This is a genomic window from Escherichia sp. KTE96 (assembly GCF_000408525.1).
Lineage (GTDB): Bacteria > Pseudomonadota > Gammaproteobacteria > Enterobacterales > Enterobacteriaceae > Escherichia > Escherichia marmotae.
The window spans coordinates 1,690,310-1,711,609 of record NZ_KE137149.1 but is presented as its reverse complement, the minus strand read 5'-3'; the positions used below and the strand labels follow the sequence as shown (position 1 = coordinate 1,711,609).

General features: G+C 51.4%; 18 protein-coding genes. 5 read left to right on the top strand and 13 right to left on the bottom strand.

Annotated elements, in window-relative coordinates:
* Positions 1–22: 22 nt before the first annotated feature.
* Genes A1WG_RS06560 through A1WG_RS06575 form a run of 4 tightly spaced genes read right to left on the bottom strand, consistent with a single transcriptional unit; the run spans position 23 to position 4,681 of the window.
* Positions 23–922: a carbamate kinase gene (locus A1WG_RS06560; protein ID WP_000855393.1), complete on the bottom strand. Its 900-nt coding sequence runs from the start codon at positions 920–922 to the stop codon at positions 23–25.
* Positions 919–1,734 (bottom strand): oxamate carbamoyltransferase subunit AllH family protein, encoded by an 816-nt coding sequence (locus A1WG_RS06565; RefSeq protein ID WP_001515929.1) that lies wholly within the window; start codon positions 1,732–1,734, stop codon positions 919–921. Before A1WG_RS06565 ends, A1WG_RS06560 begins: the two co-directional genes overlap by 4 nt.
* Positions 1,735–1,744: 10 nt before the next feature.
* On the bottom strand, positions 1,745–3,004 hold the full coding sequence (locus tag A1WG_RS06570; RefSeq protein ID WP_000495419.1) for a YlbE family protein: 1,260 nt from the start codon (positions 3,002–3,004) through the stop codon (positions 1,745–1,747).
* Positions 3,005–3,013: 9 nt separating this feature from the next.
* Positions 3,014–4,681: an acyl-CoA synthetase FdrA gene (locus tag A1WG_RS06575; protein ID WP_001515928.1), complete on the bottom strand. Its 1,668-nt coding sequence runs from the start codon at positions 4,679–4,681 to the stop codon at positions 3,014–3,016.
* A gap of 316 nt (positions 4,682–4,997) precedes the next feature.
* Between A1WG_RS06575 and allD the strand changes: the two genes are divergently transcribed.
* The 3 genes from allD to allE are packed head-to-tail and all read left to right on the top strand — an operon-like array spanning position 4,998 to position 8,100.
* The gene (gene allD, locus A1WG_RS06580) at positions 4,998–6,047 is read left to right on the top strand and encodes an ureidoglycolate dehydrogenase (protein ID WP_001515927.1); all 1,050 of its coding nucleotides are present in this window, start codon (positions 4,998–5,000) and stop codon (positions 6,045–6,047) included.
* 21 nt (positions 6,048–6,068) lie between these two features.
* Positions 6,069–7,304, top strand: a complete 1,236-nt coding sequence (allC, locus tag A1WG_RS06585) for an allantoate deiminase (RefSeq protein WP_001515926.1) — start codon at positions 6,069–6,071, stop codon at positions 7,302–7,304.
* Between the two features lie 10 nt (positions 7,305–7,314).
* Positions 7,315–8,100 carry a (S)-ureidoglycine aminohydrolase gene (gene allE, locus A1WG_RS06590; RefSeq protein WP_001515925.1) on the top strand — a complete coding sequence of 262 codons (786 nt, stop codon included), beginning with the start codon at positions 7,315–7,317 and terminating at the stop codon, positions 8,098–8,100.
* 221 nt (positions 8,101–8,321) lie between these two features.
* Here the strand turns inward: allE and glxK are convergent, their stop codons facing one another.
* From glxK to allA, 9 genes are all read right to left on the bottom strand, one after another.
* Positions 8,322–9,467: a glycerate 3-kinase gene (gene glxK / locus A1WG_RS06595; protein WP_001515924.1), complete on the bottom strand. Its 1,146-nt coding sequence runs from the start codon at positions 9,465–9,467 to the stop codon at positions 8,322–8,324.
* A gap of 21 nt (positions 9,468–9,488) precedes the next feature.
* On the bottom strand, positions 9,489–10,790 hold the full coding sequence (locus A1WG_RS06600; protein WP_001515923.1) for a uracil/xanthine transporter: 1,302 nt from the start codon (positions 10,788–10,790) through the stop codon (positions 9,489–9,491).
* Between the two features lie 54 nt (positions 10,791–10,844).
* Entirely contained in the window at positions 10,845–12,206 is a 1,362-nt protein-coding gene (gene allB, locus A1WG_RS06605; protein WP_000006909.1) for an allantoinase AllB, read from the bottom strand.
* 60 nt (positions 12,207–12,266) lie between these two features.
* Entirely contained in the window at positions 12,267–13,721 is a 1,455-nt protein-coding gene (locus tag A1WG_RS06610; RefSeq protein ID WP_016242604.1) for an allantoin transporter, read from the bottom strand.
* A 196-nt stretch (positions 13,722–13,917) separates the two neighbouring features.
* Positions 13,918–14,796: a 2-hydroxy-3-oxopropionate reductase gene (gene glxR, locus A1WG_RS06615; protein ID WP_001515922.1), complete on the bottom strand. Its 879-nt coding sequence runs from the start codon at positions 14,794–14,796 to the stop codon at positions 13,918–13,920.
* A 99-nt stretch (positions 14,797–14,895) separates the two neighbouring features.
* Positions 14,896–15,672 (bottom strand): hydroxypyruvate isomerase, encoded by a 777-nt coding sequence (gene hyi / locus A1WG_RS06620; RefSeq protein ID WP_001515921.1) that lies wholly within the window; start codon positions 15,670–15,672, stop codon positions 14,896–14,898.
* Positions 15,673–15,684: 12 nt separating this feature from the next.
* Positions 15,685–17,466 (bottom strand): glyoxylate carboligase, encoded by a 1,782-nt coding sequence (gene gcl / locus A1WG_RS06625; RefSeq protein WP_001515920.1) that lies wholly within the window; start codon positions 17,464–17,466, stop codon positions 15,685–15,687.
* Positions 17,467–17,555: 89 nt separating this feature from the next.
* Entirely contained in the window at positions 17,556–18,371 is an 816-nt protein-coding gene (allR, locus tag A1WG_RS06630) for an HTH-type transcriptional repressor AllR (protein ID WP_000141275.1), read from the bottom strand.
* Positions 18,372–18,448: 77 nt separating this feature from the next.
* On the bottom strand, positions 18,449–18,931 hold the full coding sequence (allA, locus tag A1WG_RS06635; protein ID WP_000776381.1) for an ureidoglycolate lyase: 483 nt from the start codon (positions 18,929–18,931) through the stop codon (positions 18,449–18,451).
* Between the two features lie 229 nt (positions 18,932–19,160).
* Between allA and allS the strand changes: the two genes are divergently transcribed.
* Both allS and mnmH read left to right on the top strand, forming a co-directional pair.
* On the top strand, positions 19,161–20,087 hold the full coding sequence (gene allS / locus A1WG_RS06640; protein ID WP_000460115.1) for an HTH-type transcriptional activator AllS: 927 nt from the start codon (positions 19,161–19,163) through the stop codon (positions 20,085–20,087).
* A 68-nt stretch (positions 20,088–20,155) separates the two neighbouring features.
* The gene (mnmH, locus tag A1WG_RS06645) at positions 20,156–21,250 is read left to right on the top strand and encodes a tRNA 2-selenouridine(34) synthase MnmH (RefSeq protein WP_001515919.1); all 1,095 of its coding nucleotides are present in this window, start codon (positions 20,156–20,158) and stop codon (positions 21,248–21,250) included.
* Positions 21,251–21,300: the final 50 nt, after the last annotated feature.

Genomic DNA, 21,300 nt, shown 5'->3' with positions numbered 1-21,300 from the left:
GCATCGCATCAGGCACAAATGCCTACGACGACAACGAAATACAGGTTCCCGCCTCGCCCGCCAGCGTCTCTTCAATTCGCGATAACGCACCAATCCACGCGGGTTTACCACGGCTTCTGACATAACCACTCACCGCCGTCACCTTCGGCCCCATCGAACCATCGGCTTTGGCAAATGGCGCTAACTCATCCGGTGTGGCATGGCGAATGGCGCGTTGCTGTGGCGTTCCCCAGTTTTCATATACCGCATCAGCATCGGTGAGGATCACCAGCCCATCGGCATTAATCTGCCTGGCGAGCAACGCAGCGGCGAGATCTTTATCAATCACCGCTTCACTCCCAGCTCCGTCATCCGTCACCGGAACACCGCCGCCGCCACTGCAAATCACCACATGCCCCTCTTTGAGCAACAACTCAATGGCTTCGCTGTCGAGAATTTTACGCGGTTGTGGAGATGCCACCACCCGGCGCAAGTATTTACCGTCGCGTTTCATCTGCCAGCCATATGCCGTTTCCAGCGACTCTTGCTCTTCCGGCTGATAAACCGGACCGATAAACTTCTCTGGCTGCGAAAATGCCGGATCATCAGGTGAAACTTCAATGCGCGTCAGCACCGTCGTCACCGGTGGCATCTGCGGCTGTGCGCTCAAACTCTGCGCCAGCATATAGCCAATCATCCCCTGGCTTTCCGCCACCAGCACATCCAGCGGATACGGTTCCACCTCTTTCCACGCCAGATTCTGTAACGCCAGCAGCCCCACCTGCGGCCCGTTGCCGTGAACAATCGCCAGCCGATAAGAACGCGCCAGACGTGCCAGCGCGGGTACAGCACTGGCAATATTGCGATATTGATTTTCTGCCGTCAGCGCCTCACCGCGCTGGAGTAAGGCGTTGCCCCCAAGAGCTACAACCAGTGTTTTCATGGTGTTCCTTGTAATAATTGTTGACCAAGCCAGAACCCCAGCAGCGTATCTGCCCCTGACGTATGCCCCAGCGCCAACAGCGAATCAATCGCTGCTTCGATACGTTTCGGGCAACTCAGAGCATGAACAAAGTGCAGGAGTGGCGAGGCGAAATAGCCTTGGGCGGCGTAACGCAAATAACTAACGCTCACCGCCGTGGTAACGCGTTGAAGATTGTCGGAACAGGCAAAAAACGGGCGACCGGAGCGCGCATCTAAAGCGCCATAATACCAGGCCGCCAGCAGCATTCCGCTCAGCGTGTCATCATGACTTGGCGTTAATCCCGGACCTTTGCCCAGCCAGTGCCGCCAGTCGGTCTTAACGCCATTGAGTGCGGTCTGAAAACAGTGACGAAACTGGCGCAATTCAGCGGGTAGCGGATCGCTTAGCGCCAACACCAGTGGCCCAAAAAGCCCGGTTTCCTCCGCGCGTTGCATCCATGCAGCGGCAAGCGGTTGAGGATGCGCAGGCGGCGTAATACGTAGCAAACAATAACGCTGTGGCTGTTTAACCGTAAAACGCCCGAGGCAAATCCCTTGAGCCACAACTTGCGGTCGTTCATTGCCACGTAATCCACCGCATAACGCATCGAATTGCGCGCGGCGAAGCACCCATCCTCCGGGGCCGAAACCACTTCCCTGACGATGCAGCGTTAACAGTTCGCCGCTTTCCGTCAGCAGATTAATCGCCCGCCGCCAGACGCCCGCTAACCGCCAGGACTGGCGATAGTCTGGTGCGCTACGACTGGCAAGCAGAGGATGGATGATCGTCATCGCGCGTTCCTCAACCAATACCCATACTTTCAGCCAGGGCTTCCAGCGCCTGTTCAAAGCAGGCCAGCGGTGCCCGTACAGTGCCTGCCCCTATCTGCCCGATCCCCGCTTCTTTATGGGCGATACCAGTATTGATGAGCGGCGTAATGCCGGTTTCCACAACGCGACGAATATCCAGCCCCAGACATGCGCCCTGGAAATCCCAGCCGGGGATCGGCAACTGCATATTGCGTTCAAGGAAGATTTCCGCCATCTCTTCAGATACCGTTCTTGCAGCCTCCACGCCACCCGCACCGACAAAGCGCGTTACGCCTGGGGCGGCGATCATTGCCGCTCCACCGATACCAAAGGTTTCGGTAATCGCGCTATCGCCCATATCCGGATTCGCCTGCTCCTGCGAGAAGCCGGAGAAAAACAGACCTTGTGGAGTGTTAACTGGCGCAGTAAACCAGCGATCGCCCAGACCGCTTACCCGAATCCCAAACATATTGCCGTTGCGGGTCATTGCCGTAACGATGCTGCCCGCGCGGATCATCGCGCCTGCATCCATCGCCGCCTTGCAATAGGCCATCGCGAGATTGAGGAAGAACTGATCGGTCACGCTAAGGAAGTCCATCACCTCCGCGATTTGCTGTTTATCGTGATCGAGACGGGCGATTTGCGGTGCCAGCGCACGCATCAACAGTGCTGAGGAAGCAATGTTGCGTTGATGGAACTCATCGCCCATCGTAATGCCCTGCGCCATCATCGCGGTGAGATCGATACCATGCTCCATGCGCCCCAGCGCGGCGCTTAATACTGGCATCAACACATCGCGCATCCAGCGATGGCGAGTCAGAACATCTTCGCCATAGGCACCGAAACGCATCACTTTGCCGATACCTTCGTTGAGGTTGCAATACGCCCGGTTACCGTCGGTCACATTCTCAACCACCAGCATCGGCATACTGGCAGAGGTAATACCGCCCATTGGCCCGACAGCATTCACATGGTGGCAAGGAATGAAGTTCACTTCCCCCTGCTCCAGCATCGCCAAAGCCTGCGCTTCATCTTTTGCCCAGCCTTCAAACAGACATGCGCCCACGCACGCTCCTTTCATTGGCCCGGTCATCTCCTGCCAGCGCATCGGTGGCCCGGCGTGAAGCAGTGTTTTACCCTGATTTAACGCACTAATGAGTGAAGAAGCCGGTTGCACATCCAGCCAGTGTGGACGAGCGCGACGAATTTGTTCGATAACCGCAGTATTGGCTTGCGCCACTGATGTAAACATGGGAACCCCTTATTGCAAACGTTCTAATAAACGAGCCAGTTTTTTATTGCCGCCAGCGGCTGGCACCCATTGGTAATGCACTACCGGTTTGCTGGCACTTTGAAGATCCAGCGCAAAACTGCGTAACCCGGCGTTAATCACAGCGACGTTTTTCAGTAATGATGGAGTGTATTTATGCGTGGCTGGCGAAAGCGGATGAATCAGCGCCGCCGCCAGCAACGTGGCTTCAGGCAGTGAACTGACCACCGCGATCCCCGCATCTTCCAGTGTGGCAATTTGTTGCGAACGGCATTGCGGGTCACGTTCAGTACCCGTCACCGTGGCAATGGCATACAGAGGTTGACTATCTGGACGGGCGTCACAGGCTTGTTGCCATGCGCTTACCAGCGAGGCGGCAGGATCGGCAGTCGCACCAAAACCAATCACCACATCGAGTAGCAATACACGCACTTGTGGTTTAGCACCGAGATCGGCAATCAACAGATTACGTAACGTCGGGTCGATCATCGGATGGGGACGCCCGACGGTGTAGAAATCATCGCCCAGATCGAGGATCTGGTGACCATCAGCGTCCAGCATCATGCCGTGATGATGGGCATCGTCGGCTGGCACGCCCAGATGTCCGGCGAGTAATCCCGCCGCTTCGGCTGCCAGCGTACCGCCGGTATACAAGCCGCAAATAAATCCACTGCTGGCCGGAGCTATCGCATTACGTCGCGCTGTAACGCGTGAAAGCAGGCAAGCCAGACGCGCGGCATCATCCAGCGAGGAGGCAAACCACACATTCTCGTCACGAGTCGCCGTCGGGGTATAACCTAAAAACAGCGCCACCGTCGGTTTGCCGGTTACTTTCATGGCATTAACAATTTTCAGGCGCACGGCTTCGGCTGGCGGTTTTGAGACAAACGCCAGCACTTCGCTTTTCTCGTCTGCACTGAGCATTTCCAGCGCCGTCAGCGCACTGATGCCGCCCACTTCACGGCTGAGATCGCGCCCGCCCAGACCAATTGCGTGGGAGATCCCCTCCCCTGCCAGCGCAATCTGCGAGCACAATTCCTGGATCCCTGTACCAGAAGCGCCAATGACACCAATATTGCCTTCCGGCATCACATTAGCGAAAGCCAGCGGCGTAGAGGCAATCATCGACGTACCGCAATCCGGCCCCATCACCAGCAAGCCTTTTTCCCGCGCATGAGTTTTGAGTTGGATTTCGTCTTCCAGCGTGACGTTATCGGAGAACATCATCACGTTGAGGTTGCGATCCAGCGCCTGATTAGCCAGTTCCGCCGCGTACTCACCCGCCACTGAAATCAGCGCCAGATTAGCGGCGGGTAATTTCTGACAGGCGCTATCCCAGCGGCGCACCTGCGTTAACGCCTCGCTGCTGACCGTCCCCTGCGCCAGTTGCTTTAACGCCTCTTCAAGCTGCTGCATAATCGCCTGCGCGATCCCCGCATCCGCCGCTTCGCTACGAATTGCCACGCAAATATCGTTCGGCGTGGCGTTATTAAAATCGTCATGCCAGAAACCTGTAGTCTCTAATAACGCTTTATTAGCGGGCGTACCCATCATTACGGAAACATCATCAACATTTTCTGATTCGCTGAGTTTTCGTGAAATAATCATTAAACTGACCGAATCCTGAAAACACCCTTTTTTAATAAAGGCGTGGATCATAACAACTCCTTAAAAATTGCACCCATGGCAATTGCACGAGCAGTATTAATGTGTCAATTACGGTATCGTCGGCCGATGGTAAATAAGGTGATAAACATCACACAGAGATTATTAGTAAAATAAATCAAATAACCGCCAGAGCATTACGTGTTATTTTTTAACAAGCGACGTAATTTTAAAAATCAGATTAAAAACAGGCGGATTATCAAATAAATTCTAACTATATTTTTTTGCCTGTCTGGATCACATAATCCAGATATTTTCCCTGTATGTTAATTGCAGTCATGCTTCACACCGTCGTTAAAAAGGAAGACAGATGAAAATCAGTCGGGAAACACTCCACCAGCTAATTGAGAATAAACTCTGCCTGGCTGGGTTAAAACGTGAGCACGCTGCAACCGTTGCTGAAGTATTGGTTTACGCCGATGCCAGAGGGATCCACTCTCATGGCGCGGTACGCGTGGAATACTACGCAGAACGCATTTCAAAAGGCGGCACTAACCGCGAACCGGCATTCCGTCTTGAGGAGACAGGGCCGTGCTCGGCAATTTTACATGCCGACAACGCCGCCGGGCAGGTTGCCGCAAAAATGGCTATGGAACATGCCATCAAAACCGCCCAACAAAATGGCGTTGCCGTGGTCGGCATTAGTCGGATGGGGCACAGCGGTGCAATCTCTTATTTTGTGCAGCAGGCAGCTCACGCCGGATTAATTGGCATTTCGATGTGTCAGTCCGATCCCATGGTGGTGCCATTTGGTGGGGCGGAAATTTACTACGGTACTAACCCACTGGCCTTTGCCGCGCCGGGAGAAAGTGACGAGATCCTTACCTTTGATATGGCGACTACCGTACAGGCATGGGGGAAAGTACTCGACGCGCGCTCGCGCAATATGTCTATTCCGGAGACCTGGGCGGTCGATAAAAACGGAGCACCAACAGCCGATCCATTCTCGGTTAACGCCCTGCTGCCCGCTGCCGGACCGAAAGGTTATGGCCTGATGATGATGATTGATCTGCTTTCAGGCGTGTTACTCGGTTTACCGTTCGGGCGTCAGGTCAGTTCAATGTATGACGATTTACACGCCGGACGTAATTTGGGGCAATTACATCTGGTAATTAATCCTGACTTTTTCTCCTCCAGCGAATTATTCCGACAACATCTTAGCCAGACCATGTGCGAATTAAATGCCATTACCCCCGCGCCCGGTTTTAGCCAGGTTTATTATCCCGGACAGGATCAAGATATTAAACAACGCAAAGCCGCCGTCGAAGGTATCGAGATTGTTGATGATATTTACCAGTATTTAATTTCCGACGCGCTTTATAACACGTCATATGAAACGAAAAATCCCTTTGCACAATAATAATTGAGACAGGACTTTCCTATGATCACACATTTTCGCCAGGCCATAGAAGAAACGCTGCCCTGGCTTTCCTCTTTTGGCGCAGACCCAACGGGTGGAATGACCCGTTTACTTTATTCGCCGGAATGGCTGGAAACCCAGCAACAATTCAAAAAAAGAATGGCCGTCAGCGGGCTGGAAACACATTTCGACAAAGTGGGGAATTTATACGGCCGCCTGAGCGGCACCGAATACCCACAGGAAGTGGTTCTGAGCGGTTCGCATATCGATACCGTTGTTAACGGCGGTAACCTTGACGGGCAATTCGGCGCACTGGCGGCGTGGCTGGCAATTGACTGGCTGAAAACGCAATACGGCGCGCCGCTGCGTACAGTCGAAGTGGTGGCGATGGCAGAAGAAGAAGGCAGCCGCTTCCCATATGTCTTCTGGGGCAGTAAAAACATTTTCGGTCTGGCGAATCCTGACGATGTGCGGAATATCTGTGATGCCAAAGGCAACAGCTTCCTTGATGCGATGCTCGCCTGCGGATTTGTCCTGCCGAACGCGCCGCTACCACCACGCGAGGACATCAAAGCCTTTGTCGAACTGCATATTGAACAAGGCTGTGTGCTGGAAAGTAATGGTCAATCAATTGGCATCGTGAATGCAATTGTCGGGCAACGTCGCTACACGGTGACGCTGAACGGCGAATCAAACCATGCAGGCACCACGCCGATGGGCTATCGTCGTGATACGGTCTACGCGTTCAGTCGCATTTGCAATCAAGCGGTTGAAAAAGCGAAAAAGATGGGCGATCCGCTGGTGCTCACCTTTGGCAAGGTGGAGCCGCGCCCGAATACGGTGAATGTGGTGCCGGGGAAAACCACTTTCACTATTGATTGTCGCCATACTGACGCCGCCGTGTTGCGTGATTTCACCCAACGGTTAGAAAACGACATGCGGGCGATTTGCGATGAAATGGATATCGGTATTGATATCGATTTATGGATGGATGAAGAACCCGTGCCAATGAACAAAGAACTGGTCGCCACCCTGACGGAGCTGTGCAAGAAGGAAGCCCTGAACTATCGGGTAATGCACAGCGGTGCCGGACACGACGCGCAAATTTTCGCGCCTCGCGTGCCGACCTGCATGATTTTCATTCCCAGCATTAACGGGATCAGCCATAACCCGGCGGAACGCACCAATATTAACGACCTTGCCGAAGGGGTCAAAACGTTGGCACTCATGCTTTATCAACTTGCCTGGCAGAAATAAGGAGTCATAAATGGGATATTTAAATAACGTCACGGGTTACCGCGATGATTTACTGGCTAACCGCGCGATTGTGAAACACGGTAATTTCGCACTGTTAACCCCAGACGGCCTGGTGAAAAATATTATTCCGGGCTTTGAAAATTGTGACTCGACGATCCTGTCTACACCAAAGCTGGGCGCTACGTTTGTCGATTATCTGGTCACGCTGCATCAAAACGGCGGTAATCAGCAGGGTTTCGGCGGCGATGGGATAGAAACTTTCCTGTATGTGATTTCTGGAAATATCACTGCCGAAGCTGAAGGGAAAAAATTTGACTTAAGCGAAGGTGGGTATCTGTATTGCCCGCCAGGTTCCTTAATGACGTTTGTTAATTCCCAGACCGAAGACAGCCAAATCTTCTTATATAAGCGCCGTTATATTCCGGTAGAAGGCCATACGCCGTGGCTGGTTTCTGGCAATGCAAATGAACTGGAACGTATTCACTATGAAGGTATGGACGATGTGATCCTGCTGGACTTCCTGCCAAAAGAGTTAGGCTTTGATATGAACATGCATATCCTCTCTTTTGCGCCAGGTGCCAGCCACGGTTATATCGAAACCCACGTTCAGGAACACGGTGCCTATATTCTTTCCGGTCAGGGGGTTTATAACCTCGACAATAACTGGATCCCAGTAAAAAAAGGCGATTACATCTTTATGGGCGCATATTCCTTGCAAGCCGGTTATGGCGTAGGGCGCGGTGAAGCGTTTAGTTATATTTATTCGAAAGATTGCAACCGCGACGTTGAGATTTAATTAATACCACTCTCGCTGAGATTTTTATTTTAGCTATGTTGGATTTCGCCACGGTTTATACCGTGGCTTTTTTTTCGCAACATTACCTGATGCGCTTCACTTATCAGGCCTACATGATAATTTTCGCGATTTCCAGGACGGAACCGGCATACACAACACGCACGTTGTCAGTAATCTGAACGGATGCGATATGAACCGCATCCACTTTATTAAGGTAAGAATCAGAGTTTAATTCCCTGACCTATTTTAATGGCACAGGCAATATTCCGCGCGCTGTTAAAGAGATTGGTTTCACCACTGGCGAGCACTTCGGCTAAAGGTGCCAGCCGCGGCAGTATACTGAAAACAGCGTCGATACCATATTGATGCACCACTTCCACGCCATCACCCAATACGCCAGCAATCCCAATCACCGGGACATTTAATTTCTTCGCCACTGACGCCACACCCAGCGGCGCTTTACCGCCTGCCGTTTGTGAGTCAATGCGCCCCTCACCGGTGATCACCAGCGCCGCACCTTGCACCGCCTGCGCAAGATTGACCGCATTTAACACAATATCAATACCCGGTTTGATATCCGCATTGAGAAACACTGCCGCCGCAATGCCCATTCCGCCCGCTGCGCCGCCACCTGCCATCTGGCAGACGTTAATTTCAGTTTGCTGTTGTAAAACACGGGCGTAATTTTGCAGCCCCTGTTCCAGCTCTTCGACCATTTCCGGCGTTGCCCCCTTTTGTGGGCCAAACACCGTAGCCGCACCGCGTGCCCCTACCAGCGGGTTATCGACATCGCACGCGACTTCGATATGGCAGCTCACCAGACGCGGATCGCGCTCCTCTATCTCAATGCTTGCCACACGGGCTAAATTACCGCCATTTGCCGCCAGCACCAGACCATCAGCATCGAGAAAGCGCACACCGAGTGCCTGCGCCATGCCCATGCCGCCGTCTACCGTCGCGCTGCCGCCAATGCCGAGAATAATATGACGAATGCTGTTATCAAGCGCATGGCGAATTAACTCACCGGTGCCATAACTTGACGCCAGTAGCGGATTACGCTTTTCAGGTGCGACCAGCATCAGGCCACTTGCCGCCGCCATCTCGATCACCGCCGTTTTCCCATCCCCAGTAATGCCATAAAAAGCATTCACTTTTTCGCCCATCGGTCCACAGACTTCATGCGTCACGATTTTGCCGCCCGTCGCAGCAACCATCGCATCAACCGTCCCCTCTCCACCATCCGCTATCGGCAAACAGATATAGTGCGCATCGGGAAAGAGGGTCGAAAATCCAGCTTTAATTGCCTGACAACATTTTTCTGCACTTAAGCTCTCTTTAAAAGAGTCTGGCGCAATGACAATTTTCATTATTAATCCTTTTTCAACAAATTATTCGATGCGTTCCCACGGAATTAGATTATCCATAAGAACAGCCAGTAAAATTCCGACCAGTAGGCCGTTACTGAGTAGAGGACGAAGCGTTAATGGAAGATCTTGCAGATACACAGGCGGTAATGCCATTAAAAATATGCCGACAAATAACGGCAATGCGAGGCGATAAATATTGCGAGCGGTAAAAGTTATTTGCTGGCTAAATACCAGAGCAGAAAAGAGCAGCGGTAGATAAGAAACCAGCATAACCGCGCTACTCACCGGTAATGGAATACTACAGAACAGTCGTGTAAGTGCAGGAATCAGCGCCACCAGCAGACAAATAACGCTGCCATAAATAAACGAGCGTCGCGAGTAATCGCCGGTCTGGGTTAATAAACCAATTGATGAAACAAACGGCGAGAATGGAATTACCGACAACGGTACGGTTATCAGGGTCATAAATCCGGTCACCACAAAGCTGCGACGATAACGCGCATTCCCCGCGCCCTGTTGCGGATAAAAAACATCTGTACCGCGAATCGCACCGTAGGTATTACTGATATTAACCAGACCGGTAATCACCGCCGTCAGAATAATTCCCGGTGACAACGTGCCACCACTGCCGAGCGGGAACCACTGCCAGTGCAACTCACCGGAAAGCGAATGCGAGGACGAAAAGCAAAAATGCCATAACAACCACCCGGTTATCGTGCCGACCAGCAAGCCGTAACGGGCAAAACGTTGCGGCAGAAAGATAATCATCGCCAGCACCAGACACATTACCGCCACCGAGAGCGCGAACGGCGGTAACTGAATTTTAAAATCAGGATCGGCTATGCCAAACGGCAGCCCGAGCATACCTTTAAAAAAGATGCTGGTCAGTTGTGCGCCAAGCATCAGCATAAACAGCACCATCACCGTCGGGGTAAATAACCGCGCCAGGCGATGACCTAAGCCACTAACACCAATCATTATTGTCAGTACGCCGGAGAGCGCAATTCCCACCGCCAGACTGGTGGCGATATCGTTGATCGGTGTACCGCGCGACGCTTCTCCGAGGGTGATGGTGAGGATGGTTCCCCACCACAGGCCCCCCGGCCCTTCCATAATTGCGCGACGATGACCGCAGAATGCCTGAGCAAAACAGGCCAGCGCGGTAGAGAGAAAAGCATATTGGGTGAGCGTAAGCAGGCTACTTTGCGGCAACTGAAAAGCCGAAAGCAACGTAGGAGGAACCACAACGGTGTTGCAAAAAATAAAGAAAAACCACTGAAACCCTGATAACAGGCTTTCGCGGCTGACTACAAAATTGAACATAAACACACCTTAACCGGAGAATGCCCGCACGCGGCGGGCATTGCAGGGGCCAGATTACTGCTGATGTTTAAGGATAAATTGACCTTTAGGCGCAACAGGGAAGCCCTGTTCGATGTCGTAAATCACATCACCACGTAAGATGGTTTTCGTGATACGCGCGCCAATGGTACGGCCAACATACGGGCTGACTTTGTGGCGATATTCCAAATCGTCATTGGTAAGAACATAGCTGCTATTCGGCTGAATGAAGACGAAGTCGGCATCTTTTCCTGGGGCGATACGGCCTTTTTGCTGCAAACCGAAAATATCCGCCGCATTGGTGGCCATTAATTTGCCGAACATGGCCAGAGACATACCACGTTTCTGTACCGCTTCATCGAACATCACGTCCATGCAGCTTTGCAGACCAGCGATACCGCCCCATGCTTTCATGATGTTACCGGCTTTCATTTCAGGAGGGCATGGAGAGTGGTCAGAAACCAGGCAGTCGATTTCACCGTTGAACAGTTTTTCCCACATGCCGTTCTGGTTTTCCAAATCGCGGATCGGCGGTGAACACTTCGCCAGAGTGCCTATTTCTTCAAACTGATCGGTATCCAGCACAAAGTAATGCGGGCAGGATTCACAGGTAACGTCCTGACCTTCCTGACGCGCACGAGTCACTTCTTCAACACCTTCCGGGCTGCTGATGTGGCAAACGTGCAGACGGCAACCGGCAACTTTTGCCAGATACAGTACGCGGCGAATCGCTTCCACTTCCGTAAATACCGGGCGCGAAGCGACATAGTCATGCGCGGTTACGCGGCCTTCACGCTTCGCTTCTTCGCCCAGTTCGTCACAGATCAGCGCGTTTTCGCAGTGCACCAGCACCGGCTGACCCAGTTCGCCCAGCTTCTGCGCGCCTTTGAAGAACTGCCAGTCATTGACGTCACGGAAGTCATTGTCGATACCGCGATCGCCACAGGTTGCGACGAAGCATTTGAAGCCGACAACGCCCACTTCATCCAGCTCATGCAGACGGTCGATGTTGTAAGACACCAGGCCACCGAGTTGTGCCGCATCGATAGTCAGCTTGCCTTTAGCGGCATCAAACTTCAGTTCAATAGAAGCGCGGTCAACGGTAGCTGGCAACTGGTTGAGCGGCATTTCGATCATGGTGGTAATACCGCCTTTTGCCGCTGCGCGAGTGCCGGTTTCATAACCTTCCCAGTGGCTGCGACCTGGCTCAGAAATATGGGTGTGCGCATCAACCATGCCCGGAGAGACCACCAGACCAGACGCATCCATAATTTCTTTTGCATCGCCCAGCTCCTGACCGATAGCGGCAATTTTTCCGCCTTTAACGGCGATATCTACAACGCGAGCTTCATTTTCTAAAATGACAGTGCCGTTTTTAATAATTAAATCAAAAGACATAACAAACTCCTTGTAAAATACAGATTGGTTTTTTAACTCAATGTTCAATATCGGGATTAATTAACCTGTGACTTTTTGTTCTCCTGTTTTTTCTATTGCTGTGCGTTTTTTTAATAAAGCGTAAGCCGCAAAGGCGACAATAACGCCGACAAACCATGAAATTCGAGATAATGGTTCCATGAGCGGAATAAATTTACCGCCGAGAGATAAAATAACCGCCACCAGAGTTACTGAGAACGCGGTAAGGTTAAAGCCGTTATCGTAGTATTTAAAATCACCGGATGCGGTATACAATTCATCAAGATTAATTTGCCCACGCATGACCACGAAATAGTGAGCCATCATCACACCAATTACCGGCCCCAGCATTCCGCCGATAATATCGAGGAACAGATAAATACTGTCCTGATTTTCCATTAATTTCCACGGACAGATCAGCAGGCTGATAATACTGGCAATCAGTACGCCGTTTTTATAGGTCAGTTTCGTCGGTGCAATAGCAGCAATCTGATAACCGGCCGGAATAATATTACCGGTGGCGTTAGTCGAAATGGTCGTCATCAGAATAACCAGTACCGCAAAGAATGAGGCGAACAGGCTGTCCCAACGTTGAACAATATCCAGCACGTTCCAGGTATCAGCGCCGTAATGAATACTGGCTCCGGCAATAATACTTACCCCAGCAACCGCAAACAGAATATAGGCCACGACCAGACCCAGCGTTTGCCCCAGCGCCTGCTCACGAAACGAGTGGGCGTTTTGCGTAAAGTCGGATGCGCTTACCGCCGGTGCTGCCCAGACCGCAACCACCGCGTTTATCACCACCAGGAACAGGAAACCACTGTTTTCTGCTTTCTGTACACCACTGGGGATGTAGTCGAGGATTGGACCGATCCCAACCAACGAAATCGCCCAAATCGCCATGCCACCGAAAACGATATAGATGCACGGGTTAAGAATGGCGGTGAATTTATTTAAAACTTTGCAGCCACCGAAGCCAATTCCAACGTTAACCAGCCAAAAAAACAAGAAGGTAATCAGGCCGGGTAGAGAAAGTCCTAACAGAGTGAAATCACCACCGAGAGTTAAAAACCCCGGCCAGATTTTGCCAATCAGGATCAAGCAGGCCAGTGACCCCGCGTAGCATTGCAGGCCAAACCACATGATAGCGGCAATACCACCTCTTAATAATCCGGGAAACAGTGCGCCACGTACACCGTAAGAAGCACGCAGGATCATGGCAAATGGTACGCCGTATTTACTGCCCGCCGCACCGTTTAATACCATTACCGCTGCAATAAAAAAGGCACTAAGGATAATTGCCAGCATAATACTAAAGGTAGACAAGCCGAGAATAAAAAAGCCACCTACCATTACGTAGTTGGGAACGTTATGTACCGACCCCATCCATAAGGTAAAATAGTTAAATGTTTTCCAGGTCCGCTGGTTTTGCGTTTTCGGTAATAGATCTTCGCTATAGCCACGTTGCTGGAATAGTTTTCTCTGATGTTCCATAAATCCCTCTTAATTTCACGTATTGAATAACGCTGTTTTAATCTAGCTATGAGGAACTAATAAAATAAAAAATAGATTTAATACTGAAGCAACATCGTTGGCTGCTTTCTTTTTTACTGCAGGCCGAATCAATTATTTGATATCGGCCATTATTTATTGCGGGCATCGTAGCTTCATCAGCCATGATGCTCATTTATCAGGCCAGTTTATGATTAGCCATTAATTCCAGCGCCTGCACTAATGCAGAGTGATCCAACTGGCTGCCGCCGTTTGCTGCACAGGTATTAAATAATTCCTGGCAGGTCGCGGTGTTTGGCAGATTCAGCGCCAGCGCTTTCGCACTTTGTAGCGCCAGGTTGAGATCTTTCTGGTGCAGAGCGATTTTGAAGCCCGGATTAAAGGTGCGTTTAATCATACGCTCTCCGTGAACTTCCAGAATGCGCGAGGAGGCAAAGCCGCCCATCAACGCCTGACGCACACGCACAGGATCAGCACCGGCTTTCGAAGCAAACAACAGGGCTTCAGAAACCGCTTCAATATTGAGCGCCACGATAATCTGGTTCGCCACTTTGCAGGTTTGACCGTCGCCGTTACCGCCCACGAGGGTGATATTTTTACCGAGCAGTTCAAACAGCGGTTTCACGCGTTCAAATACCGCTTCGTCACCGCCAACCATAATCGACAACGTCCCTTCACGCGCGCCAATTTCACCGCCGGAAACGGGCGCATCGAGATAATCACCACCCAGTTCATTTATCTGACGAGCAAAACGTTTAGTTTCAATCGGTGAAATAGAACTCATATCAACAATGGTTTTGCCCTTCAGCGCAGCTTTAGTACAGCCATTGTCACCAAACAGAACCTCTTCAACATGCGGCGTATCCGGCACCATAATAAAAATGATGTCGGCAGCGTCCGTTACCTGGCGCGCGGTTTCGACATTAACGGCACCGAGTGACAGTAATTCATCAGCAACCGGTCCAATGGTCGTGACATGTAATTGATGACCGGCACGCGCCAGATTAATGGCCATCGGGGTGCCCATAATGCCTAAGCCAATAAATCCCAGTTTCATAATTAACCTCTTTTAAATGTCGCCATTCCTGAATTCAGACAACACGATCCCCTGCCGATGTTGCGGCCTAAAAAAGCATTGTCTGAACAGCGTTACGTTTTAACGGTACGGTTCCATCCAGCGTAAACCGGCTTCCGTAGTGGTTTTGGGTTTATATTCACACCCAACCCAACCGTTGTAGTCAGAATTTTCAATTACCGTAAAGAGATAATCGTAATTAATTTCTCCGGTTCCTGGTTCGCCGCGATGTGGATTATCAGCGATTTGCAGATGACCAATTTTATCGGCCCATTGGGTTATGGTATTGGTTAATTCACCTTCCATCCGTTGCATATGATAAATGTCATACTGGATTTTTACATTGCAGCAGCCAACATCTTCAATCAGTTTCAGTGCCTGCTGAGTTCCGGTGAGATGAAAACCAGGAATATCGAAATGGTTGATTGGCTCAATCAATAATAAAATATCTTCTTTCATCAGCATATTCGCGGCATAACGCAGATTTTCCACAAGCGTTGCGTGAATCTGTTCACTGCTGAAGCCTGCTGGTGTTTTCCCGACCAGACAGTTAACTTTTTTATTACCCAGCGCACGGGCATAACGAATTGCTGCTGCTACGCCATCACGAAACTCTTCTTCACGCCCTGGAATACAGGCAATACCCCGCTCGCCTGCCGCCCAGTCACCCGCCGGTAAATTATGCAGCGTATGTTCAAGTTTATTACTCGCCAGTACCTGTTTTAATTCTTCAATGTCGTAGTCATAAGGAAACATAAATTCAACACCGCGAAAACCACACTGAGCGGCTTTCTCAAAACGGCTGAGAAAATCATATTCGCCAAATAACATCGATAAATTAGCAGAGAAACGTAACATTATTTATCTCCCTTATTCATAGTGCATGAAACAGGTTTCCGTCGGTGCGTCCACTGCGTTATCCGCAATATCTTCAAATTCCATGACGTTATCCAGTTCACTGCCCATCGAAATATTAGTCACACGCTCCAGCATAATTTCCACTACCACCGGAACACGGTACTGATTCATTAAGGCTTTCGCCTGTTCAAAGGCCGGAGCAATATCTTCCGGTTTGAAGACGCGAATGGCTTTACAACCTAAACCTTCCGCTACTTTCACGTGGTCAACGCCATAACCGTTCACATCACTGGAGTTAATATTTTCGAACGCGAGCTGTACGCAGTAATCCATATCAAATGCACGCTGCGACTGGCGAATCAGGCCGAGATAGGCGTTATTGACCAGCACATGGATGTACGGAATGTTGAACTGTGCGCCAACGGCTAACTCTTCAATCAGGAACTGGAAGTCGAAGTCACCGGAAATCGCCACCACATTACGCTCTGGATCAGCCGCACACACGCCCAGCGCCGCCGGAATGGTCCAGCCCAGCGGGCCTGCCTGACCACAGTTGATCCAGTGACGGTCTTTAAAGACATGCAGCATTTGTGCAGCGGCAATTTGCGACAGACCAATAGTGGTGACATAGCAAACATCGCGTCCAAAGGCTTTGTTCATCTCTTCATACACGCGCTGCGGTTTCACCGGCACGTTGTCGAAGTGGGTTTTGCGCAGCAGAGTGCGTTTGCGCTGCTGGCACTCTGCAACCCACTCTTTACGACAAGGCAGACGCCCGGCTTTTTGCATCTCCTGCGCCACTTCAACCAGCAGCATCAGCGCCGCTTTAGCGTCAGAGACAATACCCAGATCCGGACACAGCACGCGGCCAATTTGTGTCGGCTCAATATCGATGTGGACGATTTTGCGCCCTTCGGTGTATTTCTCTACCGAACCGGTATGACGGTTGGCAAAACGGTTACCAATACCAAACACCATGTCGGACGCCAGCAACGTTGCGTTACCGTAGCGATGCGCGGTTTGCAGCCCCACCATCCCGGCCATCAGTTCGTGATCGTCCGGAATACAGCCCCAGCCCATCAGCGTTGGGATCACCGGAACACTGGTCAGTTCAGCAAACTGTTGTAACAGCGCCGCGGCATCGGCGTTGATTACCCCTCCCCCGGCAACAATCACCGGACGTTCGGCCTGAATTAACATTTCTACCGCTTTTTCGATCTGCATACGGCTGGCAGCAGGTTTGTAGGCCGGCAGCGGTTCGTACATGTCAGGATCAAACTCGATTTCCGCAACCTGAACGTCGAACGGTAAATCCACCAGTACCGGCCCCGGACGACCAGAACGCATCAGGTGAAATGCCTGTTGCAGCACACGAGGCACCAGCGCCGCTTCACGTACAGTAACCGCCATTTTACTGACCGGTTTGGCGATAGCTTCGATATCCACCGCCTGGAAATCTTCTTTATGCAGACGAGCGCGCGGAGCCTGACCGGTAATACACAAAATAGGAATGGAATCAGCAGAAGCAGAATAGAGCGCGGTGATCATATCAGTGCCCGCAGGCCCGGAAGTCCCCAAACAAACGCCGATATTCCCTGCCGTTGCGCGGGTATAGCCTTCCGCCATGTGCGACGCACCTTCTACGTGACGCGCCAGGATGTGACGAATACCGCCGTGCTTACGCATCGCTGAATAGAAAGGGTTGATTGCTGCTCCCGGAACGCCGAAGGCGGTGGTGATACCTTCTTTCTCCAGCACATACATTGCCGCGTCAACGGCTCTCATTTTTGCCATTTTATTCCTACCTCTATTAATTGGAAAAATTTTCCAACTTTCATTTTTTGTCAAAAAAACCCGCTCCGCAGAGCGGGATGCGACAGACACTATGGATGTGCTTTCAGTCCCAACGCCGTACTAATATCGCGGGCGGTGTCTCTGACCAGCTCACCCTGGCTGACAAAACGATCTTCTGTCAGTCGTGATGAAGGCCCGGAGATAGAGATAGCGGCAACAACACTACCTACATCGTCGTAAATTGCTGAAGCTATGCAATTCAGGCCTACAACATGCTCTTCTTTATCTACGGTATAGCCCAGTTCACGCGCTTGTTCCAGGTCCTTCAGCAAGGTGGGCATATCCACAAGCGTCGTTGGCGTAAACTGCTGCAAACCGGTTTGCAGGATGATGCTCATCAGCTCCTCTTCCGCCAGCGGATAAAGCAGCGCCTTGCCTGCGCCGGAAGCATGTAACGGCAGACGACTGCCCAGCGGCGCGCACATCCTGACCATCGATTTACACTCTAACTGACCAATTAAAACCGCTTCATTGCCGTTACGAATTGCGACATTGACCGTCTCGCCGGAAAGCAACATCAGGCGGCGCATAAACGGCCCGGCAACGGAGAGGACATCGCGGTTATGGATATACGCCGCGCCGACGTTAAAGACACCTAATCCTATATGCCACCAGCCTAACTGACTGTCCTGATAGACAAAATCCGCTGCCTGTAAAACCTTCAGCAAGCGAAAGGTCGTTGAGAGCGGCAAATCCAGATTGAGAGAAATATCGCTAACCGATGAACTTCCCCCACTTTTTTCCAGATATTGCAGGATCGCAATTCCCCGTTCTAACGCCTGTGCGCCCTTCTGTGCCACAGGCTCTGCCTGTCCTGGCCTGCCGCGCCGTCTAACTTCCGTCATACCTACGTTAACTCCGACCTACAAGTGAGCATAAACAATGAACAATTAGTTTATCTTATGCAAGTCGGTTCCAGGCGTCACGCAAAACAGAGTTCCTGTTCAGGAATACTTTCGACATCACAGTTGTCACTGCCGCCGCGATCGATGGTCAGAAAATCGGTAACCTGCTGCCAGGCGAAAAGCGGATGGTGCCAGACATTACGATGGTAATTCACCCCCTGCTCACCGTTGGTGATAAACGCCCGCAGCGTTGACAGATCTGGGGTTTCATCACCTGACGCCACGACCACCACAAACGCTTCCCCTTTCAACGGAATAAATGCCTGGGTGCCCAACGGATGGCGTTCGAGTTCGTGGATGGTCAGCGGCAGATTCGCCGGTTGCGCGCGGTTAATGCTGATAAGAGTCCGGTCTTGCTCAAGAATCTCAACGAGCGCCAAATCGTGATAACGCTCCACCAGTCCATTGTTTATATGGAAAAAATCCCGTTGCTGCGTTTCGATAACGTCGCCATAAGCACTGAAGGCTTCCTGACTTAACGGTAATACCTGAAGTTTCATCTTTTTGTCCTTGTAACATAATTCCGTTCAACCACCGCCGACCGGTCAGCCAGGTTTCAATAACAGGCAATCTAAAACCTTAAGAGAACAACATCAATACAAAAGTTGGAATATTTTTCCAAAACCAGATTTAGTCCACAAATCACGCAGGGTTATCATGTGAAAATACAGGTAAATCAAAGGACAAGAAAATCATGCAACTTGCTGATTTAAAATGGGATACCTGAAGATGTTTGATCCAGAAACCTTGCGAACTTTTATTGCTGTTGCTGAAACAGGAAGTTTTTCAAAAGCGGCTGAACGATTATGTAAAACCACGGCGACTATCAGTTATCGCATTAAACTTCTGGAAGAGAATACCGGGGTGGCGTTGTTTTTCCGCACGACTCGCAGCGTGACGTTGACAGCGGCAGGCGAGCATCTGCTTTGTCAGGCCAGAGACTGGCTGAGCTGGCTGGAAAGTATGCCCAGCGAGCTGCAACAGGTGAATGATGGCGTGGAACGCCAGGTGAATATCGTCATCAACAACCTGCTCTACAACCCCCAGGCCGTCGCCCAACTGCTGGCGTGGCTGAATGAACGTTATCCCTTTACCCAGTTTCACATCTCCCGACAAATCTATATGGGTGTCTGGGATTCGCTATTGTACGAAGGCTTTTCCCTGGCTATCGGCGTCACGGGGACCGAAGCACTGGCAAATACTTTTAGCCTTGATCCTTTAGGTTCGGTGCAATGGCGCTTTGTTATCGCGGCGGATCATCCGCTGGCGAACGTTGAAGAGCCGCTAACAGAAGCGCAGTTACGGCGCTTTCCGGCGGTCAATATTGAAGACAGCGCCCGAACCTTAACCAAACGCGTCGCCTGGCGTTTGCCGGGACAAAAGGAAATTATTGTTCCTGATATGGAAACGAAAATCGCCGCCCATCTGGCGGGCGTTGGCATTGGTTTTTTGCCAAAATCACTTTGCCAGTCGATGATTGATAATCAACAACTGGTCAGCCGGGTCATCCCGACGATGCGCCCTCCTTCGCCATTAAGTCTGGCATGGCGCAAGTTTGGCAGCGGCAAAGCGGTGGAAGATATTGTGACCTTGTTTACCCAGCGCAGGCCGGAAATCAGCGGTTTTTTAGAAATTTTCGGCAACCCACGTAGTTAAAAATCAAGTTTCCTTGCGCGTTGGCGCGTAAAATAGCGCGCAAGCTGATTTGAGGTTCACTTTTTACTATGCAAGAGAGATACACGGAACAGGACTATCGTGCCCTGCTGATTGCTGATACGCCCATTATTGATGTTCGTGCCCCCATCGAGTTTGAGCAAGGCGCAATGCCCGCCGCTATCAACCTGCCGTTAATGAATAACGATGAACGCGCCGCCGTTGGCACCTGCTATAAACAGCAAGGATCAGAGGCGGCGCTGGCGTTGGGGCATAAACTGGTGGCGGGTGAAATTCGTCAGCATCGCATGGACGCCTGGCGGGCAGCGTGCCGGCAAAATCCACAAGGTATTCTCTGCTGCGCCCGCGGCGGTCAACGTTCACATATTGTGCAACGCTGGCTGCATGACGCAGGGATTGATTATCCGCTGGTGGAAGGCGGTTATAAGGCACTGCGCCAGACCGCGATTCAGGCGACCATTGAACTGTCAAAAAAACCGATAGTGCTGATTGGCGGTTGTACCGGCAGCGGCAAAACGCTGTTAGTGCAACAGCAACCGAACGGTGTTGATCTGGAAGGGCTGGCGCGCCATCGTGGTTCTGCTTTTGGTCGCACGTTACAACCACAACTTAGCCAGACGAGTTTTGAAAACCTGCTGGCCGCCGAAATGCTAAAAACCGACGCCCGTCAGGATCTGCACCTGTGGGTGCTGGAAGATGAAAGCCGGATGATTGGTTCAAATCACCTTCCGGAATGTCTGCGCGAGCGAATGACCCAGGCGGCGATTGCGGTGGTGGAAGACCCGTTTGAGATCCGTCTTGAACGCCTGAACGAAGAGTATTTCCTGCGTATGCATCATGATTTTACCCATGCATATGGTGAAGAACAGGGCTGGCAAGAGTATTGCGAGTACCTGCATCATGGGCTTTCAGCAATTAAACGTCGGCTGGGATTACAGCGCTATAACGAACTGGCGGCACGGCTGGATGCGGCGCTGACAACGCAACTCGCAATCGGCAGCACCGACGGTCATATGGCCTGGCTGGTGCCGCTGCTTGAAGAGTATTACGACCCGATGTATCGCTATCAGCTTGAGAAAAAAGCGGAAAAAGTTGTCTTTCGCGGTGAGTGGGCGGAAGTGATGGAGTGGGTGAAGGCGCAGTGATGGGCGGCATTCTGTGCGCGTTGTTCATGCCGGATGCGGCGTAAACGCCT

What these genes read in the sequence shown, in the direction of transcription:
- A1WG_RS06560 (WP_000855393.1), bottom strand. Translation starts at nt 922, where the DNA reads ATGAAAACACTGGTTGTAGCTCTTGGGGGCAACGCCTTACTCCAGCGC.
- A1WG_RS06565 (WP_001515929.1), bottom strand. Translation starts at nt 1,734, where the DNA reads ATGACGATCATCCATCCTCTGCTTGCCAGTCGTAGCGCACCAGACTAT.
- A1WG_RS06570 (WP_000495419.1), bottom strand. Translation starts at nt 3,004, where the DNA reads ATGTTTACATCAGTGGCGCAAGCCAATACTGCGGTTATCGAACAAATT.
- A1WG_RS06575 (WP_001515928.1), bottom strand. Translation starts at nt 4,681, where the DNA reads ATGATCCACGCCTTTATTAAAAAAGGGTGTTTTCAGGATTCGGTCAGT.
- allD (WP_001515927.1), top strand. Translation starts at nt 4,998, where the DNA reads ATGAAAATCAGTCGGGAAACACTCCACCAGCTAATTGAGAATAAACTC.
- allC (WP_001515926.1), top strand. Translation starts at nt 6,069, where the DNA reads ATGATCACACATTTTCGCCAGGCCATAGAAGAAACGCTGCCCTGGCTT.
- allE (WP_001515925.1), top strand. Translation starts at nt 7,315, where the DNA reads ATGGGATATTTAAATAACGTCACGGGTTACCGCGATGATTTACTGGCT.
- glxK (WP_001515924.1), bottom strand. Translation starts at nt 9,467, where the DNA reads ATGAAAATTGTCATTGCGCCAGACTCTTTTAAAGAGAGCTTAAGTGCA.
- A1WG_RS06600 (WP_001515923.1), bottom strand. Translation starts at nt 10,790, where the DNA reads ATGTTCAATTTTGTAGTCAGCCGCGAAAGCCTGTTATCAGGGTTTCAG.
- allB (WP_000006909.1), bottom strand. Translation starts at nt 12,206, where the DNA reads ATGTCTTTTGATTTAATTATTAAAAACGGCACTGTCATTTTAGAAAAT.
- A1WG_RS06610 (WP_016242604.1), bottom strand. Translation starts at nt 13,721, where the DNA reads ATGGAACATCAGAGAAAACTATTCCAGCAACGTGGCTATAGCGAAGAT.
- glxR (WP_001515922.1), bottom strand. Translation starts at nt 14,796, where the DNA reads ATGAAACTGGGATTTATTGGCTTAGGCATTATGGGCACCCCGATGGCC.
- hyi (WP_001515921.1), bottom strand. Translation starts at nt 15,672, where the DNA reads ATGTTACGTTTCTCTGCTAATTTATCGATGTTATTTGGCGAATATGAT.
- gcl (WP_001515920.1), bottom strand. Translation starts at nt 17,466, where the DNA reads ATGGCAAAAATGAGAGCCGTTGACGCGGCAATGTATGTGCTGGAGAAA.
- allR (WP_000141275.1), bottom strand. Translation starts at nt 18,371, where the DNA reads ATGACGGAAGTTAGACGGCGCGGCAGGCCAGGACAGGCAGAGCCTGTG.
- allA (WP_000776381.1), bottom strand. Translation starts at nt 18,931, where the DNA reads ATGAAACTTCAGGTATTACCGTTAAGTCAGGAAGCCTTCAGTGCTTAT.
- allS (WP_000460115.1), top strand. Translation starts at nt 19,161, where the DNA reads ATGTTTGATCCAGAAACCTTGCGAACTTTTATTGCTGTTGCTGAAACA.
- mnmH (WP_001515919.1), top strand. Translation starts at nt 20,156, where the DNA reads ATGCAAGAGAGATACACGGAACAGGACTATCGTGCCCTGCTGATTGCT.